This window comes from Spongorhabdus nitratireducens (genome assembly GCA_947387575.1).
Lineage (GTDB): Bacteria > Pseudomonadota > Gammaproteobacteria > Pseudomonadales > Endozoicomonadaceae > CANDOC01.
Genome location: CANDOC010000001.1, coordinates 464,278 through 484,554, shown reverse-complemented (window position 1 = coordinate 484,554; position 20,277 = coordinate 464,278). Strand labels below are relative to the sequence as shown.

The window sequence follows — 20,277 nt, the reverse complement described above, 5'->3', positions numbered from 1 at the left end:
CAAACACTTAAGTGATCATAAGCAGCCATTCTATCTGATTCCATCGAGACAAATCTTGCGACAATTTGCCACAGCAAAAGATGCAACTCATCTGGATATAATCCGCCGTATTCAGCCAGACCAGAATAAAGGAGTAGTAATGGCTCGAAACAACCTGACTCGTCTTGCCCGCAAGGCTCACCGCGTTATAGCCTGGCTGGTGGGGATACAGTTTATGGCATGGATTGTGGGCGGCGTATTCTTTGCGTTGGTGCCGTTTAATCCGATTATAAAAAGCGGTGACTTCGTCAATAAAAATATCGCTCAGGATCTGCCCGGTAACTGGCTGCAACAGGCCATCCATGCAACCGAAGGCCGGGGAGCACCTGAAGCCGTTACAACCCTGAACAGCGCCCAGGGACCACTGCTGAAGATAAGTTACAGTGATGAAACCCTCTGGATTAATTTAACTCAGGGCGCACCGGCTACGCGTCCGGACCAGCAGCAGATTTCTGACTACGCCAGGTCAATTTATAGCGGTAATGCCAGTGTTGAGGTGCAACTGGTTGAAAAGGCTGAGCCCCGAATATTGGGGCTGGTTGATGAATTATACGGCCGCCGCAATGTCTGGCTGGCCAGTTTCGATGACTGGGTGGGAACCCGGCTGTATTTTGATCCTGAAACCGGACGCTATCTGAAAGCCCGTAATGACTTCTGGGTTTTCTATGACGCCCTGTGGCGGCTGCATATTATGGATTACTGGGAAGGCGAGAATTTCAACAATAGCCTGCTGAAGTTCTTTACTGTCCTGTCACTGATTTTCCTGTTTAGCGGGGTTGTTCTGACAGTTGATGACTTGCGTCGCAAATATAAACGGCGGGGCAAACAAACACAGGTTAGAAACCAGAAACAGCAAGCTGTTGCCAGCTAAAGGCAGAGAAATAAGTTTGGATAACAGATAGCAGGCAAGTGTTGCCTGCTATCTCACCAATAACTACACACTATACCGGAACAGCCCCGGCTCCCTGTCGAAGTCGGACAAACCATTTTGTAATCAAACAAAACAATAAAATACCGGCCATATCAGCTGCCAAATCACCCAGATCAAATGTACGCCGCGGAAGAAAGTACTGGCTGCACTCTTCCAGCACCACTGCAATTGTCACAATCGTTGCGCCCCGATACAGCCGGAGCCGGCCGAACCATATCTTTCCAGGCACTGTCCAGCGGCGGCACCCCATCGAAAGATTAGCCCCCAGGGTCAGCAGACCAAACAGTGCAAAATGTCCGAGCTTGTCCCCATACGGAATTGATCGCACCAGGTCCATGATATAGAGCTTGCCCCCGGTGTCGGCCAGATAAATAACCCAGGCGAGAAACAACAGAAAACCCAAGGTAAGAAAACGTATTGTGCGGCCAGGCTTGAAATGGTCGGGGTTGGTGGAAAGGTCTGTCACTTGTTAACCCTCGCCTGTACTGTAGGTATTTTCCAGCTGCCCAAGATCACATTCCAGACGCAGCATATCTTTATGCTGAATACCGTTTTCCATCACCGGAAAATCATAGTGATCCAGAAAAAAGTTGCGGATAACAGCGGTAGCCCGAAACCCCAGCCGCTGATAAAACGTCAGCTGATATCCAAAAGTACCGGTACCCAGTTCTACTGAATTTATTCCTCTGGATTTCAAACTCAGGAGAACATGCTGCAGTAGTCTGCTGCCAATACCACCCGACTGGCACCGGGGCGATACAGCGATATTGAATAACTCCGCCGATGCCGGGGATTGTTGTTTGACGACACAAACACCAACAATATCCTGATTGGAGAAGGCAGCAAAGCACCCGCTATCTGCCAGATAGCTACGGATGCAGGCTTCTGACGGGTCCGCTTCAAGCAGCAGCTCAAGGGGAGCCTGCTGTGGTGATATGGATCTGAACTCAAGCATCGGAACAGCCGGTTTTCCAGGGCAACTTTCAACAGCTGCCCTGTATACCAGACTCGTCGGGCAAAAAATATGCCCGATATCACAAAGTAATGCTTGTAATGGCTATGTTTTTTGTACAACAAGCAACTGAAGCATATTTCTTCCGGGCACAATAGCTTCCATCAGGCGCAGAAACAGGAACGGGACACGTCCGGCCAACATCACCGCGGGCTTGATGCCCAATAAAGACCGGGCAAGCTTCCGGTTATAAATAACCGCATACTCTTTTGTCTGCTTCAGCTGGCTGAACATCGCCCCGGTTCGGTCTGAATTAACATCCAGAATAAAAAAGTAGCCGCCCGGATTCAGACAGGCTTCAAGGTTGTTCAGGACTTGCTGCTGATCCTGGTGAGAAAACTGGGCCAGTGCCGTTGTCAGAAAAATCACATCAAATTTTTGCTGCTCAGGTAATGGCTGCAACAGGTCATGCTGAAAATACTGTATTGCCGGGTTCATTTTCCGGCTGAATTCAATGCAATCCCTGTCAATATCACAACCCAGAACCTGTTCGGGCCGGGAAACAAGATCAGCAAGTTCACGCGTCAATTGTCCCCTGCCACAGCCAGCATCAAGAAACACCAGCTCATCAAGGTTGCGATCTTTGGCTATAAGGCTGTACGCATTGTACAACTGTTCATTGATCAACGTTTCGGAATACAGGCTGACATGCCTGAAATCCAGATCGGATAGCTGTTTTCGAGACGACATAATCTATTCCTAACTGATACTGAGCGACTTGCCAAAATACTGCCGGGTCCAGCCTGAATGGGAGATACACAACATCCCGGTATGTGGCAGATCGTCCACCAGTTTTTCTACAATCTTGCGACCACTGGTTTCATCAATTGCTGACAATGATTCATCCAGAATCAACCAGTCAGGTTGCAGCAGGAAACAGCGGGCCAGTACCAGTCGCTGTCGTTCACCGCCAGACAACAGTTGATGCCAGTTTTGCTGTAAATGGAGTTTGTCAGCCAGACTGTCCAGCCCGACACGATTCAGGGCCTGTTGATATTGCCCGGCCGTGAACTGTTCTGGATCGTGGGGGTAAGTCATTGCCGTTTTAAGGCAGCCATAGGGAATAAAGTCCCGCTGGGATAACACCAGAATATCGTCAGGCGCCCTCACCTCACCATAGGCATTGTGCCATAAGCCTTTCAGAGCCTTGATCAGGGATGTTTTGCCGGAACCGGACTGACTGCTCAAGTGATAGCGCTCCCCTTTGCCAAGGCTCCACTGTCCCAGACTGAGCAAGTGGTCTCCGTCCGGTTTGAACAGGGTCAGATCCTTCACTTCAATGGCATTCTGGCCGGACTGATAGTTAATCCGGGACTCCGCACCGGTATTCTCCACTTTTTCCAGTACTTCAGCTAAACGATCCATGGTGGCAAACCACTCCATGATCGAAGCGTAGTGATCGGTAAACCAGCTGAGTGAACCAACAACCTGCGAGAACGCTATCCGCAGTTGCATAAGATCACCCAGACTCAGGGCACCTGACAGATAACGGGGCATGGACAACACCAGTGGTGCAACCAGCATGGTCTGGCCATAAAACAGGGTATAAAGATTAAAACGGCGCTTTTCTTTCAACAGATCCTTGGAATTGCTGTAGACCGTGGAGAAGTAGTTTTTTAAAGACAGGTGTTCACGATCAGCCCCGTTGGCAAAGGCGATGGCCTCATTATGCTCGGTAATCCGCATAATATGACCACGGTAGTCAGCTTCCGCTTTCTGGTTTTTCCAGCTCAGAGGGCGAATCTTGCGGCCTACAACCCGGGCAAACAGAAAACCGATCAGCGCATACAGAATGGCACCAAACAGCAAATAACCGGGAATACTGTAGGCCGCGCCGGCATATTCAAAGTCCAGCGAACCGGATAATTGCCATAGCACCACCGAAAAACTGCCAACACTTAGCACCGCACTGAGGCAGCTGAAGCCAAGACCCAGCGCATCATTGATAAACAGTCGAATATCTTCACTGATACGCTGATCAATATTATCGACATCCTGTTGCTGACGCAGATGATAAAACCGGTTCTGTGACAGCCAGTTCCTTGTCGTATGCTGATTCATCCAGCGTCGCCAGTGCAGTTTCAGCCATTCCAGAAAGTAACCCTGGTTGACATTCACAATCGACATAAATGACAGCAGCAGCACGAAATAGATGACCTGCTCAAAAATCCGGGAAGGATCCCTGCTTTCCAGTGCATCGTAAAAAGTGCTGTTCCATTCAGCGAATTTAACACTGCTGTAGGTCACCAGACCCTGCAGTGTGCAGGTGGTCAGCAGCAGCAACCAGCCAATACGTCCCTGCCGGCTTTTCCAATAGGGTGCCGCCAGTGCCAAGAAAGTTTTGATACGCTTCATTTGCTTGAATACTGAAGGGCTGGTGGCCGGGTTAAATCAGCCACCAGCGATCTGGAGAAGGGTTATAACAGTCGGGTCAGGTCAGAATTTATAAGCCAGTCCGACATGGAAATTGCGCTTTTCACCGGTTGCACCGTAATTGGTTCGGTACTCCCTGTTAAATGCATTGTTCAATGCAAAGCTGACCTCAGTGCCTTTGATCGCAGCCACATCGTTCATGACTACCCGGAAGTCATGAGTCATATAACCGGCATATTCGGTTTTATTGCGCTTGTTACGCTCTGCTGCACGGCCCAGCCAGCTCATTTTCATGGCATATTGAGGCAAGCTGTAGGTCAGTTTCAGTTTCAGGGTATCCGGGTGATCATCGGTATCGCCGGTAATCTTGTCTTTTTCCTTCACGCTGTCTGCTGCAACGGCAAATGACACCTGCTCATAACGATACTGCGCTTCAACCTCAAATCCTGTTCTGTTGACCGAAGCCTTGTTGATGGAACCAAACTCGCGACGATTGGTATCCGGGTTGACCCGCAGAAAGGCGACAGTGATCATATCCTTGATATCCTGATCAAAGTAGGTCGCTCTCAATAGCACCTCATCACTGACTGTGAACAGGCCGGCATGATGCAGAGTCAAGCCGTACTCCTTGTTCTTGCTGGTTTCCGGCTTCAGGTTGGGGTTGGCAATGATGTCAATCGGCGCGTTGTCATAACGTTTGGTGGTATAGAGTTCATCAACCGTTGGCGCACGAAAATCTTCAGAATAATTCGCATGCAAAGACAACCAGTCTGTCGCCCGGTAGGTCACACCGGCACTGGGCAGCAGGTCATTCCGCTTTACATCACCATTAGCCGATGAGGTCATTCTGTACTGGTTCTGGCGCACTGCTGCAATGAAGGTAAAATCGGACCAGTCGATACGATCCTGCAGGAACAGCGCTGTTTCTCTGCGCTTGCCTTCAGGTTTAATAAAACTGTCAGCTTTGCCGTTAACGGTTCCTTTCTGCTCGACCTGATAGCCGTTAGCCCCGTAAGTTACTTCATGATCGGTCGGTCCCAGCACCAGAAAATGGCTGTTTTGCAGATCAAACTGGATACGTTTGACATCGGTATCCTGCTGGCCGGCACTGGCATTCACCATGGAAGCCTTGCGTTCCTGTTCGCTGTAACCCAGCAATGCTTTCAGGTTGATATGGTCACCGCGTTTCAGGTCGTAATTTAACTGCGCCCGTTTATCCTCGGCCTTGTCGGGGTTAACAAGGGTCTTGTTGATATAATCCCGTTTCCCCATCTCCAGTTTGAGTGCCAGACGCTGGTCTGCATCCGGGTTCCAGCCAAAGGTACTGCTGAACTTGTGGTTGTCATTCTTGCTGGAGCTGCCGTTCTGGCCCCGGTCATCACGATATTTGGTGCCTGTCACCAGCCAGTCAAATTCACCCTTATCGGTACGACCATAGGCACCGGCTGTCGTTTGCAGCGAATCATACAAATCACCGAACTGGGACCGGACAAAACCACCGACACTTTGTCCTGGCTGCAGCAGGTCATCCACGGTTTTGGTTTTCAGGGCAATAACACCTCCCAGACCACCGGAGCCGTAGAGAACCGACGATGCACCTTTCTGGACTTCAACCTGTTTGATCAGGAACGGATCAATGTTGAAAGGTGATAATTCCATGCCCTTGGTGCTGTCCATGGTCTGGTTCAGGCCATCTATATTGATTACCACCCGGGCGCCGCTTAAACCGCGCACCGAAGGCTGGGCATAATAGGGGTTGGAAGAGCTGATACTGACACCGGGCATCCATTCCAGCACCTCATAGACACTGTCAGGACTCATTTCACTGATCTGTTCATCTGTCATAACAGATACAGACTGGGGAATATCGACCAGGTTGGCTTCGGTTTTGGTGGCTGTAACAACGACAGGTTGCAGCTGTAGAGGGGTTTGTTTATCGGAACTGCCAGCATATGTCGTATTGGCAAGAGCTATAGAAAGCCCGATACAGAGAGACAGCTTGTTGAATTGCATTGGATTGAATGACCGGTTGTGTGTTTTGCCCGGTTTGTCAGCCACATGAATAATGGCTGACAAGCCACTCCTATAAGACGGCGCAAGTATACACAAACGCGAATCATTATCAATTAGATTGACATAGGTATCGACATCCAATGAATAGATATTGATACCTTGATCGCTATGCCATTCTGTATGTTTCAGTTGTTCTACGTTATTCCGAAACCTGAATCTTGAAAGAAACCGCCTCCGGCTTCGGTGCAACGGCCTGCACATATTTACGCTCTCCCCCGGCCAGTACAATCCGGGTCCAGGGGCGCTGCCAGGACGTTACTTCAAAACCGTCTTTATCAAACCACTGGAAACGGTAGGCAAAATCCAGTTCAAATACCCAACGATTACGCAGCTCAGCCTGGGCTTTGACGGGATAACCGGTGCTGGTCATTTGGACATTGACAACTTCCAGCCGACTGGCCAGTAGTGCATTGTTCTCGACCACCAGAACTGTCGGCTCCCCGCCGGGATTAGCAATTGCTGACTTGGTATTGACCGCGCTGCAACCTGTAAGCAGAGCGACACCCAGAACCATTGGCAATAATCTTTTGTGCATGGCAATACTTCCTGTTTGTTATTGGCTCTTTATACTCTGTAAAGAGTTATTCGTTCACGAATTAAAGTGACTGCATATTACCAGATCGATGGTACTGAATCGTAGGTGCAGGACAGATATGTCCATCAAACACATTGCACCCCGACTACCCTACCCCTTATAGTGATTAACCTGCTCTCCCCTTCCCGGTTTCGCGATACAGAGAATACGGATGAAACTTGTCTCTTTTAATACCAACGGCATTCGGGTTCGTTTCCACCAGTTGCAGGCTCTGACAGATACGCATGCGCCGGATATTATCGGTATCCAGGAAAGCAAGGTCACGGATGATGATTTTCCGGTCGAAGCCCTGCAGGAAATGGGGTATGAACCCTATTTCTATGGCCAGAAAACTCACTACGGTGTTGCGCTGCTGTGTCGCCAGAAGCCGGTAAAAGTCGAACGTGGTTTTCCCGGCGATGCACCGGACAGCCAGCGACGAATGATTATTGGTGAATTCGAAACGGCACAGGGCAAACTGACCGTTATCAACGGTTATTTTCCCCAGGGCGAAAACCGTGAGCATGAAACCAAGTTTCCGGCCAAAACAAAATTTTATGCTGACCTCCAGCAATATCTGGAAACCAACTTTACTCCGAACGACAGAGTTGTGGTGATGGGTGATTTCAATATTTCACCCCAGGACAACGATATCGGTATCGGTCCGGACAATGCCAAACGCTGGCTGAAAACCGGCAAATGCAGTTTCCTGCCGGAAGAGCGAGAGTGGTATCAGAAGTTACTGGGCTGGGGACTGCACGACAGCTACCGGTTGCACTATCCGGATAAGAACGATGAATTCAGCTGGTTTGATTATCGCAGCCGCGGATTTGAACGGGAACCGAAGCGGGGATTAAGAATCGATCATATTCTGCTGTCTGATGCCCTGAAAGACAGCTGCGTTGATGCCGGTGTTGACTATAAGGTCCGTGGTATGGAAAAACCTTCAGATCACGCGCCGATCTGGACGGAAATTACTCTTTAACATGGGTAGATACAGGATTGAGTGCAACGAGGCTGTCGCGCTCAATCCTTAGCAATTACAGGTGTCAGCTTTGCGGGCGTAGATGATGGCTGATATCACCATAAAAAGGATGGCGAATTTCACACCGTGTAAAGTGCCACTGGTTATCTTTCCTGGCAAACTCATCAAAATAGTGGCCTGAATAAATCAGCTGCAATGGCAACACATCTGTTTGTTGGTAAACCACAACATAGCGTTCGCATGTCGCTGTACCGGCTTGTTCATCTACCACGATATTGACATTGGTACTACTGTGGCGGGTTCTGGGTGTTCCATCCGGATACAGAATGACTCTGAATACAACCCGGTCAAACAGCTCCTGACTGCCATGTGCCGGCTCACCGCCATCAAATACCCACTCTGCCTTTGCAAACAAATCCGTAAACCCCTGCAGATCACCGGAATCCAGAGTAAAACTGTAACGATTTACCAGATCGAGGACCGCTTGATAACTATCCATTATTTATCCCCCCTGAATGTAGCCTGAGTGCAATCCCGGCTACTCGCTGCCCAAGCATTTCTGCTGTTTTCAGATCCCCTGCCGGGGGTGTTATTTCTGCCGGAGCATCATCTGATTGTGCCACTGCACCCAGCATGGTGCCGGTCCTGTTTATCACTTCAGGGTTGCCGTGATCGCCATTGGCAGAGCCGTTCATCGCTGACTGACCTATCCAGATCATACCGTGCTGAGCTGCAAAAACAGTCAATGACAGCAGCGTTGCCAGTTTATCTCCTGCCAGACTCTGGGAGTTGGTAAAACCGGCCGCGACTTTATCCTTCCACTGCTGGCCAAACCAGATACCTGATGTTGCATCCATAAAAGCCTTGAACCGGGCAGAAACATTTCCCAGATAGGTGGGGGACCCAAAAATAATCCCATCTGCTGTATTCAGAGTTTCCGGGTTTTCAGTAACCGACTCTGCTTTTATCAATCGTCCCGTAACCCCATTGATATTGTTAATGCCTTTGACCACATGCATTGCCTGTTTTTCGGTATGGCCATTTTCACTGTGATATACAACTGCGACGATTGTCATATAACCCCCGATATTTTTGATTGGTTATTACTCTCGGTTTTCCAGAATGGATGCAACGACCGGAGCCATCGCCATTCCAAGCACTTTATGATTATCTTTATTGAAATGAATGCCATCGATACCGTCCGTTGCTGTTACAGCTGCGGCATTGAAGAAAGGAATATCGTGACGAGTGGCTTCACGGGCAAAAGCCGCAGGTAACATTCTGGAAGGTTGCTCACCAGCCTGAAATAATCCGGATAAAGGTGTTCGGGAAGTATCTCCCAATACTGCCGGACTGATAACCAGTACCTGAGGTGCGGGATAGGCAGAATACACAGGTTTGTCTGCTTGTCTTGCCCGGTCCGCCATTCTGAAAACAGCAGCTGCCACATCCTCAACTGGACGTTCAGTACCCGTCTGCAGATCATTGGTACCCAGCATAATAATGACCAGATCCAGCGGCATATTTCTGGCAATTGCTTCCGGCAGGGCTTTGGCTCCGTTAAAGTCATCCTTCTCAACAAAACCGACAGCATTGCTGCCATCAATATTGGAACGCCGTCCAACAAGCCCATCCACTTCTACCGTGACTCCCGGCAATGCCAGATCCAGTACCCCGGCCCAGCGTTCAGCATCGCCGTATCGTTCGGCAGGAAAGCCTTGCTCCGTTGGTTTCCAGCCCCAGCTGTTACTGTCGCCGAATACCAATACCCGCTTGGGGCTGGCAGCCAGTGCAGTGCCGGTAAGCAAGAACGCTGCAATAACAGCAGTCAAAACACGTTTCATAAGTCCTCCAGACAAGAATTAGCTGCCTGAATGATCTTATGTCTGTACTATGTCCTGGCACCAGTACGCACAAAAAAGTAACTATAAAATAATCATGACATTACCGACGCCTGATCCTTACATTGCCACCTGCCCTTCCCGCAAGCTGATAGCGATTATCGGTAACAAATGGACATTACTGATTTTTCCATTACTGGCAGAAGGCCCGAAAAGAAATAGTGAGCTGTTAAGGAAAATTGAGGGGATTTCGCAGAAGATGTTAACCCAGACCCTGAAAGAACTGGAAAGCCACGGGCTGGTATCGCGCACTGATTATCTACAGGTTCCACCTAAAGTAGACTATCGACTGACCGATCTTGGCAGGTCGCTACTATCTCTGATAGCAGCGATTGATAACTGGGTGGTGGACAATTTCTACAACACTGCTGCAGTATCACAACAGCAATCAGAGTCAATGCGGATTCCGGACCCTGTATAGCGTCCGGAAATAACATGACTGTTTACCAGCCGCGGGTACGGCTTGCTTCAGTGTCGGAAGCTCCGGCTGAATAGGCACGACCTACCGCGGTACTCAACAGCGAAACCATCTTTTCGTCCGCCTCATCACTGCAGCTGAGATGGCTGCTCTGGCTGGCGTCACTCAGTCGTTGCTGTTCACACTGCTGGAAATAGGCATCACGCAGGGCGCGGATTTCATCGCTGGCTTCACTCATCACCATAGCAACCAGCTGACGTCCGGCAGCGGGTGTCAGTTCATTCTGCTGAAAACGTGAATACTCTGCGCTGACAGGCAGAGCCATCGTTGTTGAAAGAGCAGAAGTTAAAAGAGCGGCACCCAGAACAAACTTGCGCATGATATGACCCTGATTTGATTATTATCCCGCAAGCGGCGGGCTGATATAGAAAACCCGAAGGATTCTAACGTGCGCAGGGTATAAAAAGAGATAAGGTTTATCCGTAATTCAACGTCCATGTAGAACGGGGTTGCTTCAGGGAATATCTACCGCGGTGCGACGATCCAATAACAGGTTATCCTGCCATTCAGGCTCCTGCAGGGTCCACGCCTTCTCCGGTGACAGTTTCCAGAACCGGCATGGACTGTCACCCTGGTAATCATCGGCATTACGTGAAATTCCAAGCCCGGTTCGCTGTAAATAAAATTCCAGGGCCTGCTCTATTTCAGCCCCTTCACAGATTGCAGCGGTGCCACTGAGATAGAGTGCTGACGTTTCATGAGATACTCCGGGCGGCTCATAAATTACCGCAGATGCTTTGGGGTTCTCCGCCAACAAGCGGGAGTGGTGACAATCAGTGGATGATATCCAGTAAAGTTGCCAGTTATGATCAAACGCATAAAAAAGCGGTGTATTCCACGGTTCACCCTCTGAGTTGGCGGTTGCCAGTACACAGTAATGGTTGGTTTCCAGCAGTTCTGCCGGTGACAGTCTGGTATCCATCATAAACTCCTGCATGACAGGTTTCGCATTGATTATGCAATGCACCTACCCCTTCAGGTTTTAACCTGACAGGGATACAGCAAGACTAGTCCGGTTTCAGCCTGTTGCCGTACTGACCAGACCTCTGTCTGCTATATCTTCCTGCCTGTCAGGAATGAATAACATGTCATCTGACTGTGATTTTTAGTGGTTATTCCGTGCTCTGTTCATTTTTTCATCGCATTCTCTGGTCTTCGATGAACTGAACCAGAGACCTTTCCAGCCGTATCTGCTTATCTAACTGACTTTCCTTCCCGAGAACACATGCCACCACCTCTGCAGTACATAGATGCCCCGCCTGCTGATTACGGCGCAGGGTGTAAACAGACTCAGGGACTTCCCCCAGATCATAGAGTGGCAGGTTATGCAGATAGGGGCTTTGACGATATATCTTTCTTGCCTGCTGCCAGGTTGCATCCAGCACGATAAATAACGGCTGGCCGGATCTGTTTTGCGGTGCCGCCCTTGGCAATTCTGCTGAATGGTAGATGGCAAAATGCTCAGGAAAGATAAGCCAGGGATCAATATCAGTGTCTGCCAGTCTGTCCAATAACTGCTCTGGCGGCTCAACCCTGCTCCATTCGAATATCAGCGTGTCTGGCAGTAGCTCTTTCACAAGCTGCCCGGTATTGGTGGATTTGTAAAATTCGGTTTGATGGGTCAACAGGCAGAAGGTCATGAAATTAAAACGTATCCGGCAGCGTTTTGAATAAAGGGACATTGGGTTCAGTCGATGAAGGCAATATACCCATGAGTTCGACGGAATTTAATCATGCACCGCCTGCTTATCAACTGTTTGATGGTTATTTTCGCCCTGACAACAAGTCAGGGTCTGATGGCCAAAAAGAAGAAAAGCAATTCATGTCAGCGAGTTACGGTACAGCAGCCGCTGGCCAGCCCGGCGACTGCCTATCCGGTCGACTTCTATCTGTTGCCCGGGAACCTTTATCTAGCCACTTTTGCTCGGGAAGCTTCGGCTAACGACGCCCGCTTTCATCATCGCCCGGGACTGGTTATTACCGATGTGGTTGTCTTCAACCGGGGTGGATCCGTCATTTCTCATCACCGGGAGCCTGCATTCAGCCAGTCAATATCAGAGGTCTCAGTACTGGAGCGGGCAGAATTCCCCTATAACCCGGTGCGCTACTTCCCTTTGAGTCAGAGTGACTTTTACCATCTGGTGATGACACGGCAATACCACCCCAAGGGCCGAAACTATGGCCAGACCTGGACATCATTTCTGTCCAGGCGTGATTTCAGCCATACCCAGTACTGGATGAAAACTGAAGAATTCAAGGTCTGGGGACCTAACATCAGCCCCTGGGCTTATTCCATGGCACACAAGAGCGTAATCCTCAGGGAGTTCCCTGCCGGAAGCAATATCAGTTATCTCGGCCGGGGGCCACTTTCACTGGATAAGTTCAGTGTTATTGATCAAAACGGTACTGTTTCCACCCTCCCTTTCAGCATTGCTACCTACACTGGCATATCGAGTTCCGGCAAAAGCCCCAAAGCACTGGGAATACAGGGTGTATTTGAATCAGCAACTGCCGGGCAGTTTTATGCCTGGGGCTCTGCCAGTTATTTTGACAAGGGACAGGGACAACACGGCTGGTTGATGATGATTGATATGCAAGGCAAAGTCATCTGGAGCAGTATTTATGGTACTCGTCGTTACGGCGCCAACGCAGATCTTAGTGAAAATCATGCAATGGACACTCTGATGGCTGAATCATCACAACCTCTGCTAATGCCCGATGACAGCCTGATACTGGTCGATTACCTCCAGAAAAAGAAGAAGCGGCTGCTCAGAATGGCAAAGTTTGATGCTGCCGGGAAAATGATGTTTGCTTCAGAAATGCCTGCTGGCGAAAACTACAAGGAGCGCTCTACCGGAGCAGGTTGGTCACCTGTTGCCTCACCGTCAATATCAGCACTGAAGGATGGCAGAGTTGTCATACTCAAGGGAAATGAAGTCACCATACTGGATGGCAAAACCGGCAAACAGAAGTCTACCCAGACAGTATTTGGTGATGACACTTACCAAAACGCCAGATTACTTTCCCACCAGGATCAGTTTCCGGAGAGGGTTTACAGTATTGCTGTCAAGGCCGGGGCCGAACCAAAACCTGCCATGATGGTATGTAGTAAATAAGCAAATAGCCAATTCTATGCCAGCCAGAGATCAGCGATTTCCATGTTCTCTGGCGGACCTTCCTTGAAAGATATCACCAGCTCACACTGACTATCCAAAATCCCGCCACCATTTTTCGCATCACAATATTTCAGGTCGCTTTCGGATCACGATACTTTTAACGAATGGTTTTCTTGCTCGCACACTTGCAATAATCTGAAGCTAAAAATAAATAGTCAGGAGACCCGAACAGAATGACACTGATTGAAATCGCCGGAATCCTCCCTGCCCTTATTTTTCCAGGGGCAAGTCTGTTGCAACTGTTTCATCTGCTGAAAACAAAAACTTCGGAAGGTGTCTCTATCCCGGCCTGGAGTGCATTTGCCGTCGGCAATATCTCACTCTATATCTACACCGAAAAATATGACCAGTTGCAGGCTATTGTGGGAATGCTGGGGACCTGCGTTTTACAGATTATTATTGTTCTACTTGTTATCAGATACCGGGCGCAGGACTCCCGGATGATACAACAAGAGGCTGAAGTCAAAAGCTCCTGATTCCTGCCTGATACTTTTGCTCGCTTAACTATTTCCACTATTGTTACTGGACAACTGATCCAAGGCTGGCTGAAGAAACAAACTTGTTTTTGAGGTGATGAATGTTTTCCAGCTTAGAAAATTATTCGGTAATAGTGACTGGCGGAACCAAAGGTATAGGAAAAGGTATCGCCAAAGCCTTTGCCCGGCAGAAAGCCAGAATCATGATTGCAGCCAGGGATCGCAACGCAGCAAAAACAACACTTGAGGAACTGTCACAGTTTGAAGGAGATGTTCATTTTTGCTGCTGTGATGTTTCTGACTGGGATGATGTGCAACATCTGGTAGAGCACACCGTAAATGAGTTTGGCGGGCTGGATATTTTATGTGCCAATGCCGGTTGCTATCCCGTGATACCCATTGAAGCCATGACGCCTGGCAACTGGGATGAAGTCCTGGATAACAACCTGAAAAGCAGTTTTCTATGCGTCAAGGCAGCCCTTCCCCATTTGTCCAAAGCCGGTCATGGACGGGTGATTCTGACCTCTTCCATCACGGGTCCGATGACGGGTATTCCCGGGCTCTCTCACTATGGCGCTTCCAAGGCCGGGCAGCTTGGTTTTATGCGTACCGCAGCAATGGAGCTGGCCAAATATCAGACGACGGTGAATGCTATCCTGCCCGGCTTTATTTACACCGAGGGACTCAGTAGCCATTTGAGCCCGGATGATCTAGATGCCATGGCAGCAACGATCCCTTTAAAGCGCATTGGTCATATTGATGATATTGGCCATACTGCGTTGTTTCTGGCCTCAAAAGAAGCGGGTTATATCACCGGCCAAACGATTGTGGTTGATGGTGGACAAACATTACCCGAAACATTGGCATTACATGCTGATTTTTAGGAAGGAAGCACAGGAGGGAGACGTGAGCTCGATGCATTTTCTACATTCGAACTCACGTTTGACTCAGTTAGCCACCGGTAGCCGGATCAGCATCCAGAAGCGGATCAGGTTCCAGATAGTACTCTTCAAGTTTTGTCACCTTGATTTCGTAAAGAGAGTCCGTGTACTTGGTCTCGTTACGATTGACTGTCATAACACCTTCAATCCAGTAAGGCGTATAGCCGGCTTCGGTCACCTTGATACCTTCCGCCATTCGTACGAAAACTGTCTGGTTCGGAGGTGGCGGCGGTACATGGATACAAGCCCCGGCACTGGGCACCAGCAACAGTTCTGTTGCCATCTGCTTTGCATCAATGTTCAACGGCACCAGATATCCCGGCAACCTGACCTTCACCGCATCCAGCTGTTGTACTGCTGTCTGGCCCAGGCGTTCCATGTAATCCTCAACATCTTCCATGGTCATGGCACCGGACTTGTAACGAGCGACAACCGCCTCATCGACCGGGGGCATCAGTTCGTCCCAGCCAATTGTTCGCGAGGCTGATGGTTTTGCGATTGGCTCTGATGTCTGTACGTTGGCCTCACGCGCATTGACCTGAGCGACTGTCAGCAACATGACCAGACCGGCTAACAAACAGCGGCTGATGGTTTGCAGGGGATAGAATTTCATTGTTCCGGGCTTCCACATAATGCTTGTTATTACCTGAGAGTTAGAGCCTGACTGTCAGACCATCTGCCAGAGAGTTTTTATAAGCTCGCCATGCCGGAATTGAACCCAGCAGTGCGGCAGAAATAACGACCAGCGTCGCCAGTATCAACTCAAACTCTCCTGGCGGTGTTATGGCCAGATGCAAACCCAACTGCAGCTGGAAAATCGGCTGCAGGGTAAATAACAGTCCATACAACAGCGTGAACCCGAGCATCACGCCACCGGCGGCATACAGTACAGACTCGGTAACCATCAGAGTAAAGATATGTCGCGGTCGTGCGCCTACGGCACGCAATACCGCCATCTCACGTCGTCGTTCACCGAGCGAAGACAGAATCATGGTCAGCATACCCAGCAGGCCGGCAATAACCACCAGTCCGGAAACCGCCAGCAAGGCAGATTCGGCAGTGCCAACCAATTGCCACAGTTCGCCCAGGGCAACACCCGGCAGAATTGCCGTCAAGGCTTCTTCACCATACTCATTGACCAGGCGCTGGTAGCGAAAGGCACTGATTCTGGAGTTAAGTCCAACCAGAAATGCGGTGATACTTTCCGGCTGCAATGACATGGCTTCGGTATCTTTGGCCGATATCGAGAACGCAGCGATTGGAGGAGCACCATTGATCCAGTCAATATGCAAAGCCTCAATCCCTTCCAGCGATACCATAATCACTTTATCCAGCGGCGTACCTGTTGGCTGCAATACACCGCTAATCCGGAACGGCTTGTCATCATGCTGCTGCAGGCTATCCGAATTTACGCCGTGACTCAGGACCACGCTGTCGCCGGTCTTGTAGCCAAGCTTTGCTGCCACTTCAGAGCCAATGACCGCATCATACAAGACGCTGAAAGGTTTACCTTCGCTGAAAGCCAGTGACTGACCATCTCCGTACTGAAATGAGCTGAACATGGCATCACTGGTACCCAACACTCGATAGCCCCGGTGAGAATCGCCCAGTGACAGCGGAATGGTCCATTTGACAGCCTCGTCGCCTGCCAGCTCCTGATAGGTTTCCCAGGTAATATTGTTGGTGGCATTTCCGATATGAAACACCGAATACAGCAACAGGTTGAGAGAACTGCTTCTGGCACCCACAATCAGGTCAGTGCCCGACACGGTACTGGTAAAGCTATTACGTGCTTCAACCCGAATCCGTTCAACGCCCAATAGCAGTGCCACACTGACTGCGATGGAAAATATTGTCAGTAATGCGGTCGCACGACGATTTTTAAGGCTTTTTAATGCCAGTCCCATAATTGACATCAGGCCACCTCCCCTGCCAGGTTGAGCTGCTGCAGATCGATAGAGCGGTCAAACTGTGATTCCAGCGCCATATCATGGCTGACAAACACCAGCGTGCTGCCTGTTGCCTGACATTCATCAAACAACAGCTGGATAAATGCGGTTCGCAGATTACTGTCCAGTGCTGACGTTGGCTCATCGGCAATCACCAGCCCGGGACTGCCAATCAGCGCCCGCGCTGCGGCTACCCGCTGCTGCTGACCGATACTGAGTTCAGTTACCGGACGCTGCAACAGTTGCGGATCATCTAACCCCAGATGTTGCAGCAGTCGCAGTGCTTCCTGCTGATTAGTGCGACCACTTTCACTGACCTTCTGCTGTCGACGGGGCGCAAACCCCAGCGGCAGAACCACATTCTCAATTACAGACAGGTAAGGAATCAGATTAAACAGCTGGAACACAAAACCGATCTGGTCAGCCCGGAAATGATCCCGCTGCGCTGCGGACATTGCCGCCAGATCCTGACCCAGCACATTGACCGTTCCCTGCTGTGGTGTAATAACACCTCCCAGCAGGCCAAGCAGGGTTGTCTTGCCCGAACCGGAAGGACCGCGGATAAAGATTTTTTCCTGCGGATACAGTTTCAGTTCGGGAATATCCAGTACCGGAATGCCTTCTTTCCAGCTGAATTCGACACTGTCCAGCTCAATGACCGGCGGGAGGTGGCCTGACATATTACAGCTCCAGTTCCGGCTTGGCGCGGCTGATGACCGCTGCCATCTGGCCTTTGGAAGTAATGCCCTGCACTTTCAGCTGTTCACTGTGCTCAAAGGTTTCAAACAGACGGGTCCGAATAGAAGTCAGCTTGTTGATATTGCTGCATTCGTAGACATAGGTTGCAGAAATATCCATATGGCCGCTTTCCTTATGTTCTTCATGATCCACATCATGATCGTGATGACCTTCTTTGTGTTCATCATGATCCGCGTCATGACCGTGATGACCTTCTTTGTGATCACCGTGATCCGCATCATGCCCGTGATGCTCTTCCTGGTGCTTGTCATGATGATCATCGTCATGCTTGCCGCGATGATCTTCCTTATGGCCATCATGCGATTCGTGATCTTCATGGTCATCGTGAGAAGCGTGAGACTCATGCTCGTCATGCTCTTCTGCACTACTGCTGACCTTGACCTGTTTCAGGCTGCAACTGGCCGCCGGAGTAAATGCCCAGAGATTGGCTTGTTTCAGCTGCTCCAGTGCCTGTTCCAGCTTGTGATGCTGCTCTTCGGTCGCCAGGGTTTCAAAACCGAGAATATCAAACCCCGGGGTGTCCAGTTCCAGATAAACCTGATTACCTTCGACAGCAAAATTGAGTTGCCCGGTACCATGGATATGAGCATCAGCATGACGGCCGGACTCGGCGGATACATTCAGGGAAGCAACAGACAGCGCAATACTGGCCGCCAGCGCAGCCATAGGGGAAAAACGTTTCATAATGACACCTGTAGCAAAATCGATTGTGCTTTAACTGAGATAAAACTTTTAACCGAGATGAAACACGGCTTCAGGCGGAGCCCGGGTCAGGCGCTTGGTGGGTGTCGGGGTATCAAGACTCTGGTATGGCTCAAAACTGTATAAAACAGCCGTCAAGTTACAGCTGGAGGAATAATTCAGCAGGCTGTCCGGCGCCTGAGATATCAGGGTACAGCCCGCATGATGAACGTCCGGTGACCAATGGCCTGCGGTATCATCTGACAGCTGGAGTTTGATTGTATTGCTGGCCGAGAAATCCTGATGCTGACTTCGGTCATGATGGGTATGACTGACAGAGAAGTAGACCGCCAGCAGATACATAACCAACATGACCCAGGCCAGAGGCCGTCGATGCTGGTGGTCTGATGGAGTAAGAATAAGGCTGGCAGTCATGAATCCGGAAAATATTCAGGTCACAGCTGTATATCGCTGTCAGTCATTTGATCAGACCACGTTATAACATAACCCAAGCTTCCTTGACCAATAAAACAGCTTAACGGTCTTGTATTTCCGGGACACTGAAATTTTCTACGGCTGCAGATATAAAGAGCCGGATACGAGTTCAGTATCCGGCTCTTTCAGGACAATTACAGGACTATGTAGAGAAATCAGTATCTACCAGCATCCTTACCCCAGATTTCCTGCAACCGCTGATCCCGGCCACAACGATAGCGGTAGTATTTGTAACGCACCGGGTTCACCTTGTAATAGTTCTGGTGATAATCCTCGGCCGGGTAGAACTCGCCCAGCGGCTGGACTTCGGTATAGATCTTTTCAAACTTGCCACTGTTTTCCAATGCGGTCAGAGAAGCTTTGGCCTCGATCTCCTGTTCCTTACCCTGGTAGTAGATACCGGTTCGGTACTGAGTACCGCTGTCGCAGAACTGGCGATTCTCTACCGTCGGATCAATGCTGTGCCAGTACACATCCAGCAGTTTGCTGTAGCTGACCTTCTTCGGATCATAAATAACCTTTACGGCTTCAGTATGACCGGTGCGACCGGCTGATACATCACGGTAGCTCGGGTGCTTTTCATCACCGGCAGTGTAACCGCTGACCGCTTCGATTACGCCGGTTACATGTTCAAAGTCAGATTCAGTACACCAGAAGCAACCCCCGGCAAAGATTGCCGTTGCAGTTTCCGGCGATTCCCCACTGGATCCTGACTTGCCGGATGCGGCAATACTGATACCCGCACCTGCGGCCAATGCCAATACTACCGGAGCAGCCCACACAGCTTTGATACGTTTCATTATTCTCACCTGACTTCTTTAATTTTAAATTCGCAACATTCTTTGTGTTGGTATACGCAGCCAGGATGAGATTGGATTCAAAATTTATTTTTGCTGTGGTTGTTCCTTAAAAATATCGGCTGCCAGCTGCTCCAGCAGCTGTTCAACCACAGGTACCATGATCGGATAGTTCGAAGTACCACTGTCTCTGCCCAGATTGAATCCACGCTTTACCAGCAGTTTGTTATCCCAATGCAGCGAGTATTCTCCCGACAGACTGACCCTGCCGGATGGACTGAAATTCAGCCTGCGAATATAAACTCTGATATCTGCATTGAGATCAGCTTCAGCTGACCGATCTCTGAAAGCCTCTATCTTCTGCCGGAGTAACTCCGTGAGAGAAAGAGACAGCGGTTCGGCCCAAAGATAAGCATTACTGAACTGCACCTGATTGGGGCCTGAAGCAATCGCCAGTTGAGGCTGATCCAGATAAGGCGCAACAGTCAGGGTGATCTTATTCAATGAACGCTGGGTGCTGATGCCCTGAGCTGCCGAGTCTCCCAGCAACAGATAGACAGGTCTGGCAGTCTGGCTGGCACAGCCCGCCAGCAATAACAGCAACATACCGGCGGTCAGAACAGTGCTTGTTTTCATT

General features: G+C 49.8%; 25 protein-coding genes. 6 read left to right on the top strand and 19 right to left on the bottom strand.

Going from position 1 to position 20,277, the window contains the following annotated elements; genetic code table 11:
* Window positions 1–139 precede the first annotated feature (139 nt).
* On the top strand, window positions 140–910 hold the full coding sequence (locus tag ACYZZ0_RS02145) for a hypothetical protein (protein ID WP_461534921.1): 771 nt from the start codon (window positions 140–142) through the stop codon (window positions 908–910).
* A gap of 70 nt (window positions 911–980) precedes the next feature.
* Here the strand turns inward: ACYZZ0_RS02145 and ACYZZ0_RS02140 are convergent, their stop codons facing one another.
* From ACYZZ0_RS02140 to ACYZZ0_RS02115, 6 genes are all read right to left on the bottom strand, one after another.
* Window positions 981–1,436 carry a VanZ family protein gene (locus ACYZZ0_RS02140; protein WP_461534920.1) on the bottom strand — a complete coding sequence of 152 codons (456 nt, stop codon included), beginning with the start codon at window positions 1,434–1,436 and terminating at the stop codon, window positions 981–983.
* Window positions 1,437–1,439: 3 nt separating this feature from the next.
* Window positions 1,440–1,925 carry a GNAT family N-acetyltransferase gene (locus tag ACYZZ0_RS02135; RefSeq protein WP_461534919.1) on the bottom strand — a complete coding sequence of 162 codons (486 nt, stop codon included), beginning with the start codon at window positions 1,923–1,925 and terminating at the stop codon, window positions 1,440–1,442.
* 102 nt (window positions 1,926–2,027) lie between these two features.
* Entirely contained in the window at window positions 2,028–2,672 is a 645-nt protein-coding gene (locus tag ACYZZ0_RS02130) for a class I SAM-dependent methyltransferase (RefSeq protein ID WP_461534918.1), read from the bottom strand.
* Window positions 2,673–2,681: 9 nt separating this feature from the next.
* Window positions 2,682–4,337 (bottom strand): ABC transporter ATP-binding protein/permease, encoded by a 1,656-nt coding sequence (locus tag ACYZZ0_RS02125; protein WP_461534917.1) that lies wholly within the window; start codon window positions 4,335–4,337, stop codon window positions 2,682–2,684.
* 81 nt (window positions 4,338–4,418) lie between these two features.
* Window positions 4,419–6,368 carry a TonB-dependent receptor domain-containing protein gene (locus tag ACYZZ0_RS02120; protein WP_461534916.1) on the bottom strand — a complete coding sequence of 650 codons (1,950 nt, stop codon included), beginning with the start codon at window positions 6,366–6,368 and terminating at the stop codon, window positions 4,419–4,421.
* Window positions 6,369–6,567: 199 nt separating this feature from the next.
* Window positions 6,568–6,963 (bottom strand): YcfL family protein, encoded by a 396-nt coding sequence (locus ACYZZ0_RS02115; RefSeq protein WP_461534915.1) that lies wholly within the window; start codon window positions 6,961–6,963, stop codon window positions 6,568–6,570.
* 211 nt (window positions 6,964–7,174) lie between these two features.
* Between ACYZZ0_RS02115 and xthA the strand changes: the two genes are divergently transcribed.
* On the top strand, window positions 7,175–7,987 hold the full coding sequence (gene xthA, locus ACYZZ0_RS02110; RefSeq protein ID WP_461534914.1) for an exodeoxyribonuclease III: 813 nt from the start codon (window positions 7,175–7,177) through the stop codon (window positions 7,985–7,987).
* Between the two features lie 64 nt (window positions 7,988–8,051).
* Here the strand turns inward: xthA and ACYZZ0_RS02105 are convergent, their stop codons facing one another.
* From ACYZZ0_RS02105 to ACYZZ0_RS02095, 3 genes are read right to left on the bottom strand one after another with little or no spacing between them, the layout of a single operon-like run.
* Entirely contained in the window at window positions 8,052–8,486 is a 435-nt protein-coding gene (locus tag ACYZZ0_RS02105) for a nuclear transport factor 2 family protein (RefSeq protein WP_461534913.1), read from the bottom strand.
* Window positions 8,479–9,063, bottom strand: a complete 585-nt coding sequence (locus ACYZZ0_RS02100) for a flavodoxin family protein (RefSeq protein ID WP_461534912.1) — start codon at window positions 9,061–9,063, stop codon at window positions 8,479–8,481. The genes ACYZZ0_RS02105 and ACYZZ0_RS02100 overlap by 8 nt, the downstream gene beginning before the upstream one ends.
* Before the next feature lie 27 nt (window positions 9,064–9,090).
* The gene (locus ACYZZ0_RS02095) at window positions 9,091–9,831 is read right to left on the bottom strand and encodes a GDSL-type esterase/lipase family protein (protein WP_461534911.1); all 741 of its coding nucleotides are present in this window, start codon (window positions 9,829–9,831) and stop codon (window positions 9,091–9,093) included.
* A 94-nt stretch (window positions 9,832–9,925) separates the two neighbouring features.
* Between ACYZZ0_RS02095 and ACYZZ0_RS02090 the strand changes: the two genes are divergently transcribed.
* Window positions 9,926–10,309: a winged helix-turn-helix transcriptional regulator gene (locus ACYZZ0_RS02090; RefSeq protein WP_461534910.1), complete on the top strand. Its 384-nt coding sequence runs from the start codon at window positions 9,926–9,928 to the stop codon at window positions 10,307–10,309.
* A gap of 22 nt (window positions 10,310–10,331) precedes the next feature.
* Here the strand turns inward: ACYZZ0_RS02090 and ACYZZ0_RS02085 are convergent, their stop codons facing one another.
* The 3 genes from ACYZZ0_RS02085 to ACYZZ0_RS02075 form a co-directional block, all read right to left on the bottom strand.
* Window positions 10,332–10,685, bottom strand: coding sequence for a hypothetical protein (locus tag ACYZZ0_RS02085; protein ID WP_461534909.1), 354 nt, complete (start codon window positions 10,683–10,685; stop codon window positions 10,332–10,334).
* A 135-nt stretch (window positions 10,686–10,820) separates the two neighbouring features.
* Window positions 10,821–11,291 carry a pyridoxamine 5'-phosphate oxidase family protein gene (locus ACYZZ0_RS02080; RefSeq protein ID WP_461534908.1) on the bottom strand — a complete coding sequence of 157 codons (471 nt, stop codon included), beginning with the start codon at window positions 11,289–11,291 and terminating at the stop codon, window positions 10,821–10,823.
* A gap of 211 nt (window positions 11,292–11,502) precedes the next feature.
* Window positions 11,503–12,006: a tRNA-uridine aminocarboxypropyltransferase gene (locus tag ACYZZ0_RS02075; protein ID WP_461534907.1), complete on the bottom strand. Its 504-nt coding sequence runs from the start codon at window positions 12,004–12,006 to the stop codon at window positions 11,503–11,505.
* A gap of 93 nt (window positions 12,007–12,099) precedes the next feature.
* On the opposite strand from ACYZZ0_RS02075, the gene ACYZZ0_RS02070 reads away from it, so the two are divergent.
* The 3 genes from ACYZZ0_RS02070 to fabG all read left to right on the top strand — a co-directional run bounded on the left by ACYZZ0_RS02070 (window position 12,100) and on the right by fabG (window position 14,902).
* Complete coding sequence (locus tag ACYZZ0_RS02070) at window positions 12,100–13,482, top strand: hypothetical protein (RefSeq protein WP_461534906.1); 1,383 nt, start codon at window positions 12,100–12,102, stop codon at window positions 13,480–13,482.
* Window positions 13,483–13,715: 233 nt separating this feature from the next.
* Complete coding sequence (locus ACYZZ0_RS02065; protein WP_461534905.1) at window positions 13,716–14,018, top strand: hypothetical protein; 303 nt, start codon at window positions 13,716–13,718, stop codon at window positions 14,016–14,018.
* A 101-nt stretch (window positions 14,019–14,119) separates the two neighbouring features.
* Entirely contained in the window at window positions 14,120–14,902 is a 783-nt protein-coding gene (gene fabG / locus ACYZZ0_RS02060) for a 3-oxoacyl-ACP reductase FabG (RefSeq protein ID WP_461534904.1), read from the top strand.
* 67 nt (window positions 14,903–14,969) lie between these two features.
* On the opposite strand, the gene ACYZZ0_RS02055 is transcribed toward fabG, so the two are convergent.
* The 7 genes from ACYZZ0_RS02055 to ACYZZ0_RS02025 form a co-directional block, all read right to left on the bottom strand.
* On the bottom strand, window positions 14,970–15,572 hold the full coding sequence (locus tag ACYZZ0_RS02055; RefSeq protein WP_461534903.1) for a DUF3299 domain-containing protein: 603 nt from the start codon (window positions 15,570–15,572) through the stop codon (window positions 14,970–14,972).
* Window positions 15,573–15,612: 40 nt separating this feature from the next.
* Window positions 15,613–16,875 carry an ABC transporter permease gene (locus ACYZZ0_RS02050; RefSeq protein WP_461534902.1) on the bottom strand — a complete coding sequence of 421 codons (1,263 nt, stop codon included), beginning with the start codon at window positions 16,873–16,875 and terminating at the stop codon, window positions 15,613–15,615.
* Entirely contained in the window at window positions 16,875–17,588 is a 714-nt protein-coding gene (locus ACYZZ0_RS02045; protein WP_461534901.1) for an ABC transporter ATP-binding protein, read from the bottom strand. Before ACYZZ0_RS02045 ends, ACYZZ0_RS02050 begins: the two co-directional genes overlap by 1 nt.
* 1 nt (window position 17,589) lies before the next feature.
* Entirely contained in the window at window positions 17,590–18,351 is a 762-nt protein-coding gene (locus ACYZZ0_RS02040) for a ZrgA family zinc uptake protein (protein WP_461534900.1), read from the bottom strand.
* Window positions 18,352–18,399: 48 nt separating this feature from the next.
* On the bottom strand, window positions 18,400–18,783 hold the full coding sequence (locus tag ACYZZ0_RS02035) for a hypothetical protein (RefSeq protein ID WP_461534899.1): 384 nt from the start codon (window positions 18,781–18,783) through the stop codon (window positions 18,400–18,402).
* A 215-nt stretch (window positions 18,784–18,998) separates the two neighbouring features.
* Window positions 18,999–19,643 (bottom strand): peptide-methionine (S)-S-oxide reductase MsrA, encoded by a 645-nt coding sequence (gene msrA / locus ACYZZ0_RS02030; protein WP_461534898.1) that lies wholly within the window; start codon window positions 19,641–19,643, stop codon window positions 18,999–19,001.
* Window positions 19,644–19,727: 84 nt separating this feature from the next.
* A complete protein-coding gene (locus tag ACYZZ0_RS02025; RefSeq protein WP_461534897.1) occupies window positions 19,728–20,276 on the bottom strand; it encodes a PqiC family protein in 549 nt (182 codons plus the stop codon).
* Window position 20,277 lies beyond the last annotated feature (1 nt).